Origin of the sequence: Pseudoalteromonas sp. MMG012, from assembly GCF_018100875.1 — a bacterium.
Lineage (GTDB): Bacteria > Pseudomonadota > Gammaproteobacteria > Enterobacterales > Alteromonadaceae > Pseudoalteromonas > Pseudoalteromonas aurantia.
In genome coordinates, this window is sequence record NZ_JAGJEF010000032.1 from 40,644 (window position 1) to 49,456 (window position 8,813).

The window sequence follows — 8,813 nt, forward strand, 5'->3', positions numbered from 1 at the left end:
CGGTAAATATGACACTAATGTTGCTATTTAGTTCAAATTGAAATATTAAAACTTCCAAACAAGTGTTAGACGGGCATCTCTGCCTGGCTCAGCTAAGCCAGAATCAACTGGGCCAAGTGCTGCATAGGTCGCGTGGTCATAGTAAAACTTATCAAAGATATTTTTGACTGCGGCTTCAACTACCAGCTCTTCGCTACCCATGACATACCAAGTTGCCTGTAAGTCATGTGCAGCATAGCCTGCTTTTTCAGGGAGAGCTTGGTTGCTCCACACATTCCCCCCAGAATTGGTTAAACGTTGCACAAAACGGCTATTCCAGCTCACCTCTAAATCATCCGACACGGTGTAATTAATACCAGCAGTTAAAGTATTACCAGAGCTAGTGCCAATTGACCAATCTTGGTCACTAATTGCAGTGCCACTGAGTGCCGGGTTAACGTGGTTTTCCCATTTAGGCTTACTGTGGTTATAGTTTAAATTAATGCTTGTATCGTCAAAGCGGTAACGTGCTTGCAAACTATAACCACTATTTTCTATATCACCCACATTGGTAAGCAGCGTGTGCTCAATTGAATCGTTATTTTTAACCGTTGAAACAGCATCTTTAATGGTTGAATCAAACACATTACCCGTGACGGTTAAGCGATCGCCTAAATATTTAAAACCAACTTCGAAGTTGTTAGCTTGCTCTTCTTTTAAATTGATATCGTTGTCATAATAACCAAGTATAAACAGTTCTTTTACTTTTTGACCGCGTAGCGCTTGAGCAAAGCCTGCATTGAGGGAGAAAGCATTGGTAATGGCGTAGCTCATGTTGATGTTAGGGCTAAAACCGTTGGAATTCATTGTCACACCATTATCGTCAACCAGCTCGTAATTGTCGTAACGTACACCTGTGCTAATTTGAAATTGCGCTGTGATATCAATGTAGTTTTGCACATATAATCCAAAAACTTTACCTTTTTCAAGACCTTCTGTTTCAGCGTTGGTGCCTATGTTTTGCAGCTTTGCCTCATCTGAGCGATAATCAACCCCTGCAACAATTTTAGTATTGCTCAGCTGTGCGGTATTACGTAAGTCGAAACCAGTTGAGTCATACACTGCGTGATAGGTGTTTTGAACCCCTTTATGCAGTGGGTGAGCGTGCGTAATGAAGTTTTCTGTATCAAATACATTGAGGTGTAAATTGATCAGCGCATCATTTGGGTTGTATGTATAGTTAATTGTGCTGGTTGTACGCTCACTTTCTTGTGGTAGGGCGTAGTTTTTTCTGCTCGGATGCCAATGCGCACGCAACAAACGTGTACCATTGTCTTGGCGCATGTCATAACTGGCTGAAATAGTTTGTGTATCGCTCAGTTCACCGGTGATTTTTGCGAATCCAACTTCTTGCTCTGACGCTGTGTAAGCAATGGTGTTGCCTTTGCCATCTTCCATGTCTTTAGTATCGCGTTTTAGCACAGTTACTAAGCCAGACCAATTGTCATTAATATGACCATAGGCGGTCAGGCTGGCTTTAAAACCTTCGCTGTTGCCATAGTAGCCAAGCTTAATATTACCACCAAACTGCTCATCACCAGAGAGTAAGTCGCTGGCATCTTTGGTTAAAAAGCGGATCGCGCCCCCTAATGCACCTGAGCCAGACGTCGCATCACCAGCACCTGCAACGATATCTACTTGCTTAAGTAGTTCAGGCTCGATAGTTAATCGGCCTTGATGGTGAAATAAATAACCCGCTTGCAAAGCACCGTCAATAGACACATTTAGCATGGTGTCTTCTAAACCACGTACATAAATCTTTTGTGCGATAGGGTTTGAACCACCCACTGAAACTTCGGCTTGGCTTCTAAATATGTCGCCTAAATCATTGGCTTGAAGTTGTGCCATTTGAGCTTGACCGATGATCTGATCAGCATCAGATACTTTGCCATGAACTTCAATGATTTCCATTTTATTTGACTGTTCATCGGCCAGTACTGGGGTGCTAACAAGAGCGGCAGTGGATAAAGCTGCCATTGCGATATAAAGAGGAGAGCGAGAGAACTGCATGTGAAATTGCCTATTTTGTAAATGCGAATAATTATCAATGTCGTGTATTATTCATTGTTTATAAGGGAACCGAAAGGACTTTTACAACTGTTACATTTACGGTGACAGTTTATTGAGCGATATCGAAATGGTTAAGCCGCCTGCATCTTGATTGTGAGCCGAAATATGACCACCTAGGTGGTGTATGTGACGTTTACACAGTGCTAACCCAAGCCCAAAACCATTGCTCTTTTGTGCTGAAGTTACGCGATAAAATGGCTTAAATATATCGTCTAATGCATCGTTTGGAACGCCGCACCCATCATCTGTAATGTGTATTTCATGCGGGTTGGGCATGGTTACCGTGATGTGGCTTTTTGCGTAGCGGCTGGCGTTTCTTAACAGGTTTTCAATAACTTGGCCCAAAATGCGACTATTACTGTGTATTTTTAAGCTGCTCGCACAGTGTGTGAAAAATTTTATGTGGGGTGCTTCAAATTGCACATCTTCAATAATGCTATCAATGAGGTCGATTAAATCAAAAGTATCCAGATCAATATCTTGACGCATTGTGGCTGATTCATTTTCTAACCAAGTGAGTGTCAATGTATCTTCGGCGAGTGTACGCATGGCAGTGCAGTCTTTGCGAATTCGGGCTAACATATTCTGTGTTTCTATAGCATGCTCCGCACAATTCAAAGCGGTTTCGACTCTCGCAATGGGGGTACGGATTTCATGGGAGAAATCAGCAATAAACTGCCTTTGAGATTCGATGGTATGTTCAATACAGCCAGCCATTTGATCAAATGTTGCGGCTATTTTCTTAAATTCACTATCGGTAGTTGAAATTTTATCACTGATACGTGTACCGAGTTTACCCGCAGCAAAGTCTTGCGTGGCATGTTCTAGTTGTTTTAAAGGCACCATAATTGCGCGATATATGAGGATACAAAATCCGGCTAAAAAGATCATGGGCAAAATAAACTGCAAGGTTAAGTATGCGAGCTTCCAATAGTCTCCCGGTCGCATATGGGCTGGGAGTTGAATAAGAAAGTGTGTTTTTTTATCGGCAAAAGGCACGTCCATAATGGGATTGTAGTTAAAGTATAAGTGTATTTTCCAAGAGACATCGCGGCCAAGAGAAATATGGTCGCTAAATAAGGGAGTAAGCGTGCTGTTTGCCACGGGCGTGACTTGTTTTTGCACCACGGCAGCCCATGTATTTTCATTTTGCTCAATTGTGTCTATGTACTGTTTCAGTGTTTCTAAGTCACCAGCCAAATATAGCTTTTCGGCATGCTGACCGTAATGTCGTAGCGTGTTTTGATGGCGCATTTCAAGTTGACTCATTTTAATTTCAGTGTAACTGGCCAGTACGTCGATGAGCCAAAAAAGAGAAACCGCGCCCGCAATAATGAGCAGACACAGTTTTGTAAAAAAAGAATGTGTTTTTAACGGATTACGCATTAAAAGAGTAACCCCGACCGTGTAACGTGGTGATAGATTCTGCACTCATGCCAACAGCAATGAGCTTTTTTCTTAGTCGGCTTAGATGCATATCGAGACTGCGGTCATAGCGGCTGAACTGACGTTCGAGTACTTGCTGGTATAAATAGGGTTTGCTCAGTGCTTCACCTGCGTTTTCAGCCAGATGCCAAAGGAGTTTAAATTGTATGGCGGTCATTTCAATTTGTACGTCGTTGAACTTGGCTTGAAGTTGACGTTTATTAAGTAACAAACCGTTTGCTTCAAAGACATAACTATTGGTCAGTTGTGTGGTGTGTTGCGAGCGACGCAAAATTGCTTCTACGCGCAGAATTAACTCTTCAATGTTAAATGGTTTAGGTAAGTAATCGTCAGCGCCCATACTTAGGCCTTTAATTCTATCTTGTTCAGCACCGCACGCTGATAAAATTAGTACTGGGGTTTGTTTGCATTTTCGTAATTGTGACAGTACTTCATAACCTTCTATTAAGGGGAGCCTAATATCGAGAATGATGAGTTCATAATCATGTGCTAATGCGTGCGTTAAACCCTGTTCTCCATCGTGGACACAGGTTACGTTAAATCCTCGTTTTTCGAGTAATGCACACACTTGCTGATTTAATAAAGGATCATCTTCAATAACCAAAATAGGGGCTGACACGATACAATTGCCTATCTAAATAATAATGATTGTATTTTACGTGTATTGTTCGGGTGCAATCAACAGTCGGTTTCAGATAATTGAAATTCAATAAAAATCAAGTTGGTAAGGCTTGCGAATTGTTCGTGTGAAAACTAAGTTAACTAGTTCCGAATGCAATAAAGGAACAACAACATGTATAAGGTAATTTCTAGTTTATTAGCGCTGGGTATTGCGGCGACCGTACAAGCTCAGTCATTACAAGCAACCCATTATGCAGTTCAGTATGAAGGGCGTATTGTTAAAAGTTATGACAGTGGACAAGTCCAATTTAATTGGCCTGGTAGTTATTTTAAAACCAAGTTAATAGGTCGCAGTATCGACATTGAATTGACGGGTTATGGCGATCAATTTGATATATTGGTTAATGGTCGTTTTCATAAAAAAATAGTGACAGACTATTCAGGTCAACCACAGTCTTTTGAGTTATTTAGTCAAGAAACTGCCAGTGAAGTGTTGGTTGAGGTGGTAAAAAGAACTGAAAATTATGATGAGTTTGCCACAATTCATAGTTTTAATGTTGACGGCCGTTTAGAGGGCGTGTGGCAAAACCAAAAGCATATTCTCTATATTGGAGATTCAATCAGTGCGGGGTTTGGCAGTGAATCAAATAAACGCCAATGTACTTGGAGTGAAGTGGTTGAAACCAGTAATGCTCGTGTAGCATTTCCCTATGTGGCATCACAGGCGTTGAATACCAGTTTTACTCAAGTCTCTTTTTCTGGTTTGGGCCTTATTCGTAATTGGGCCGGCAACCAAACTCACCATGATTTAGCGTATTATTATGACCGAGCGGGTGGCGTATACGGCACGAATAAACTCTATCAAGGTACATATCCTGACTTGATTGTTGTAGAAGTGGGTACTAATGACTTTAGCACAGACCCTCAACCTCATGAACCATGGGATGATATAACGCAGGTGCAACAAGCATGGGTTGACGAAATGGTGAGCTTTGTAGGTACGTTGCGTAGTCGTTATCCAGATCGAACAATTGTATTTATGCCACGTCCTGCCTATCCATATGATGTGATTATTTCATCTACAGAACAAGCCATTAAACGGTTGCAGCAGCAAGGGGAGTCGAATCTATATTCTCATAGCTTTAATTCTCAACTGAGTGGCTGTATTTGGCATCCAACAAAAGCCGAACATCAACAAATAGCGTCTGAGTTAGTAAAGTTTATTCATGACAAAGAGTTACTGTAGGTTTTTTTGTTCACAAGGTTAGCTGTGGCATAGCATCGAGTGCTATATAACAGATGCGGCAAGCATGTACGTCCCTTTTTCGTACACGCGCCGCATTTTTACTTATCGGGGAATGAGCACATTTAAATTAAGGTTTTGGTTCTACCCACAATACACCCACTTCTTTTTTAGTTACTCGCACCGCAGTCCCTTTTGAAATGGGGTTTTCAGATTTTAGCTGCCACTGAATACCTGAATAAGCGTGCTGTACGTTAGCTTCATGGTTTAATTCATGCTCTAACGTGAATTCAATATCAGCAAAATCACTGTTAACTTGCTTACTGTCAACATTCTCTTGCATACGCTTTAGCGGTTTCCACAATAACAGTGCAAAACCAAAAGTCAGTATGGCGTTAACCCACAAGGCATTAAGCCAATTGGGTTCGAGTAAACCGGCATACATCATACCGCCAGAAAACACCAAAGAGAGCCCCAGAAACAGCAATACAAAAGTGGCAAAACCCAGTACAGCTACTTCGATGATCAAAGCCAGAATTCCTAGAATGACTAATGCTTGTGCAGTATTCTCAATAAAGTAGCTCATACAACTTACCCCTTTTGTTTGCTATTAAGGCTATTGATGATCGACATGCCTTGAGCAACAAGTGAACTGGCATCAGTGCCGTTTTCTGGTAGCAATACCACAGAAGACTCTTTAGCAATGGCTTCTTTTGCAGCAATGGCTTTGGTCGCCAAGTCGAGCTGTATGGCTTTTTGACCTTGTTCTGTATCTGCGGCTTCACCTACTTTACGTAACGCAGCGGCTTGTGCATCGGCAACGGCAATAATAGCTTGAGCTTCACCTTCAGCGGTGAGGATTTGCTCCGTTTTATCAGCTTCAGCTGCTAAAACTTGTGCTTGCTTTTTACCTTCAGCAACGTTGATGGCAGATTGTCTATCACCTTCAGATTCTAATATTTGTGCACGTTTGACACGTTCAGCTTTCATTTGCGCTTCCATTGCTTCCATAACTGATTGAGGTGGGACAATGTCTTTTATTTCATAACGTAGTACCTGAATTCCCCAAGGCTCTGATGCTGAGTTAATGGCTGACACAATATTGGTATTGAGTAAATCTCGTTCTTCAAATGTTTTGTCTAACTCCATTTTACCTAACTCACTACGCATCGTTGTTTGCGCAAGTTGCGTGACGGCAAAAATGTAGTCATCTACCCCGTAAGTTGCTTTATATGGGTCTAATACGCGAAAGTAGAGCACACCATCCACAATAAGAGAAATATTGTCTTTGGTTATTGCTGATTGAGAAGGTACGTCGACGGCTTGTTCTTTTAAACTTCTATCTGCAGAAATGCGGTCAATAAATGGCACGATAAAGTTAAGCCCTGCTTCTTTTGTTGATTGATATTTACCAAATCGTTCAACGACCCAGGCTTTATTTTGAGGAACGAATTTTATACCGCTTTTTAAAACGATGATGACAAAAATAAGTAGTGCAACTTCTATATTGAAAAGAAGATTAAATATTTGCGAGACTGGATCCATAATGTTCCCTTATATGTTATCGAGTGTATGTTCAGTTGAAAATTATAGAATGACTGAACGTGAGTAATACCGAGAGTTTACGTTACCATTGGCAGTTTGAAACGCCAACTTTAGTTGTGTGTTGGGTCGTGGTAGCAGAGCATGTAAATAGAATAGGGCATTATCAGTATAAATGCCCTATGAGTTTTTAGTTATGTGTATTAGCTGTACAGTTAGACGGGCGAGAGTTAACGGCATTTAAGCCAATTGCAGTACATAAAGTTGGACCCGAATGTTTACCTGCGCCGGCAATCAGCATGGTTGCTTCTTGTGGTAATAGTGTCTTATCGTTTGTGAGTGTTTTTATATTTTTTTTATTTAAAGATAATTTCATCGTTCAGTCCTTTATATCGGTATAGAGCTTATATTGATAACGTAATTTATTTATGAAAACAAGGATTATTTAGTTTTTAGGGTTAAACGTAATCGCTAAAATTTCTTGTTTGTTACTGTCGGACCAAGCCAGTTCAGCGGCGTTTGATTGTGGCAACCATTGATAAGCGGTATGTTCGTTTGGATCGAGTACAATAGGGGTTGCTATGGGCACACAGATGCTAAATACGTACTCTGTATTTATTGTGGCATTGCTAATATAGCGATGTCTCCAGCACTGTCTTATTTCGTAATTATTTGTTTTATTATGGTTATAAATATCTATTCCGAGTTTTAGCGCATCAATGCCTGTTTCTTCTTTGAGCTCTCTATACGCAGTTTGTGTTGGTGTTTCATGTTCATCAATTCCTCCAGTTACAGATTGCCAAAAAGTAGGGTCGTCGGTACGACGGATCAATAAAAATTCGTTGTTTGTATTGTAGATCATGACTAAAACAGAATAAGGCTTGCGAAGCGTCATTATTGAGGACCATGCAGAGATTTAGCTCAGTTTACCTTAAAAATATCTAAGAAGGGTAAACTCTACATGATTGTTGGTGAGCCAGTTAACGGCTTTCTTTAGGTGAACTGGGTAAAAAAAAGGCAGGCCATAGGCCTGCCAAACATAACTACACCCTTTAAAGTGTGCTAAGGAAGATAAAAACCAGCCAACGTCCTTGTTGACTAAAACTCTACTCATTGAAGTTCACTAAGTGCCTAGAGAAATATGCCCTTAATGTGGGACACATGCTAAATTAATGATGATGAGTTGTAAACAAAAATAATCAATTATTTTAATTGTGTGTTTATTTGTTAACCTATTGTGCTGTTTTTTGTACTGTTAATTATCATGAAATTGCTTTTTGCTTGTTTTAAGTACAGCTAACCATATGTTTTTCTAACTTTTAAAGATTTTTTTTTCAAACATCTTGGAAAATTCGTTGATGTGTAAATGTAAATTACTTGTATTAATGCATGAACTTGGAAACATATCGAAAATATTTAGTTGGTTTTGGATACTGTTTTTACGATAAACATCGTGTTCTTCATGATTGTTCCATAATTTATTACTACAGTGGCGGCTGTAACGTAGCAACACTCATTATGAGAGTAAGCGCATTACTTTTCCTATAGTATGTAGGCTCATGGATGGGCCTTTTTATTGTTTTGTGACTTTAGCGCACTTAATGGAAGTTAAGTGGAAGCAGCGTGTCAATGTGTTTATTCCCTCTAACTCGGCTCAAGATCAACACCCATTCGTCGCAAACAAGTTCGACACTCATTCGTTTCACACAAGTTCAACGCTTCTTCGTCGCCCTGACGTAGGTCAGGGTCCATGTGTATATTGGAACTGATGTGTGCGGATCCTGAACCAAGTTCAGGAAGACGAAGTGGGTGAACAAGGCTTAGGCATCCCTTTATTGATGAGACATTCAAG

General features: G+C 40.5%; 9 protein-coding genes. 1 reads left to right on the forward strand and 8 read right to left on the reverse strand.

Annotation, left to right across the window (positions count from 1 at the left end):
- Positions 1-45: 45 nt before the first annotated feature.
- From J8L97_RS12205 to J8L97_RS12215, 3 genes are all read right to left on the reverse strand, one after another.
- On the reverse strand, positions 46-2,049 hold the full coding sequence (locus J8L97_RS12205) for a TonB-dependent receptor domain-containing protein (protein WP_211050041.1): 2,004 nt from the start codon (positions 2,047-2,049) through the stop codon (positions 46-48).
- A gap of 96 nt (positions 2,050-2,145) precedes the next feature.
- Complete coding sequence (locus tag J8L97_RS12210) at positions 2,146-3,495, reverse strand: sensor histidine kinase (protein WP_211050043.1); 1,350 nt, start codon at positions 3,493-3,495, stop codon at positions 2,146-2,148.
- Positions 3,488-4,174 (reverse strand): response regulator transcription factor, encoded by a 687-nt coding sequence (locus J8L97_RS12215; protein WP_211050054.1) that lies wholly within the window; start codon positions 4,172-4,174, stop codon positions 3,488-3,490. The genes J8L97_RS12210 and J8L97_RS12215 overlap by 8 nt, the downstream gene beginning before the upstream one ends.
- Before the next feature lie 174 nt (positions 4,175-4,348).
- Between J8L97_RS12215 and J8L97_RS12220 the strand changes: the two genes are divergently transcribed.
- Positions 4,349-5,422: an SGNH/GDSL hydrolase family protein gene (locus tag J8L97_RS12220; RefSeq protein ID WP_211050056.1), complete on the forward strand. Its 1,074-nt coding sequence runs from the start codon at positions 4,349-4,351 to the stop codon at positions 5,420-5,422.
- A gap of 127 nt (positions 5,423-5,549) precedes the next feature.
- Here the strand turns inward: J8L97_RS12220 and J8L97_RS12225 are convergent, their stop codons facing one another.
- The 5 genes from J8L97_RS12225 to J8L97_RS12245 all read right to left on the reverse strand — a co-directional run.
- Complete coding sequence (locus J8L97_RS12225) at positions 5,550-6,005, reverse strand: NfeD family protein (protein WP_192509969.1); 456 nt, start codon at positions 6,003-6,005, stop codon at positions 5,550-5,552.
- A 5-nt stretch (positions 6,006-6,010) separates the two neighbouring features.
- Positions 6,011-6,964 (reverse strand): slipin family protein, encoded by a 954-nt coding sequence (locus tag J8L97_RS12230; protein ID WP_210998117.1) that lies wholly within the window; start codon positions 6,962-6,964, stop codon positions 6,011-6,013.
- A 187-nt stretch (positions 6,965-7,151) separates the two neighbouring features.
- Positions 7,152-7,337: a hypothetical protein gene (locus J8L97_RS12235; protein ID WP_211050058.1), complete on the reverse strand. Its 186-nt coding sequence runs from the start codon at positions 7,335-7,337 to the stop codon at positions 7,152-7,154.
- 69 nt (positions 7,338-7,406) lie between these two features.
- Positions 7,407-7,856: a dihydroneopterin triphosphate diphosphatase gene (gene nudB, locus J8L97_RS12240; protein ID WP_211050060.1), complete on the reverse strand. Its 450-nt coding sequence runs from the start codon at positions 7,854-7,856 to the stop codon at positions 7,407-7,409.
- 749 nt (positions 7,857-8,605) lie between these two features.
- Positions 8,606-8,813: hypothetical protein (locus J8L97_RS12245; protein ID WP_211050063.1), on the reverse strand; the 208-nt coding region annotated here is incomplete at its 5' end.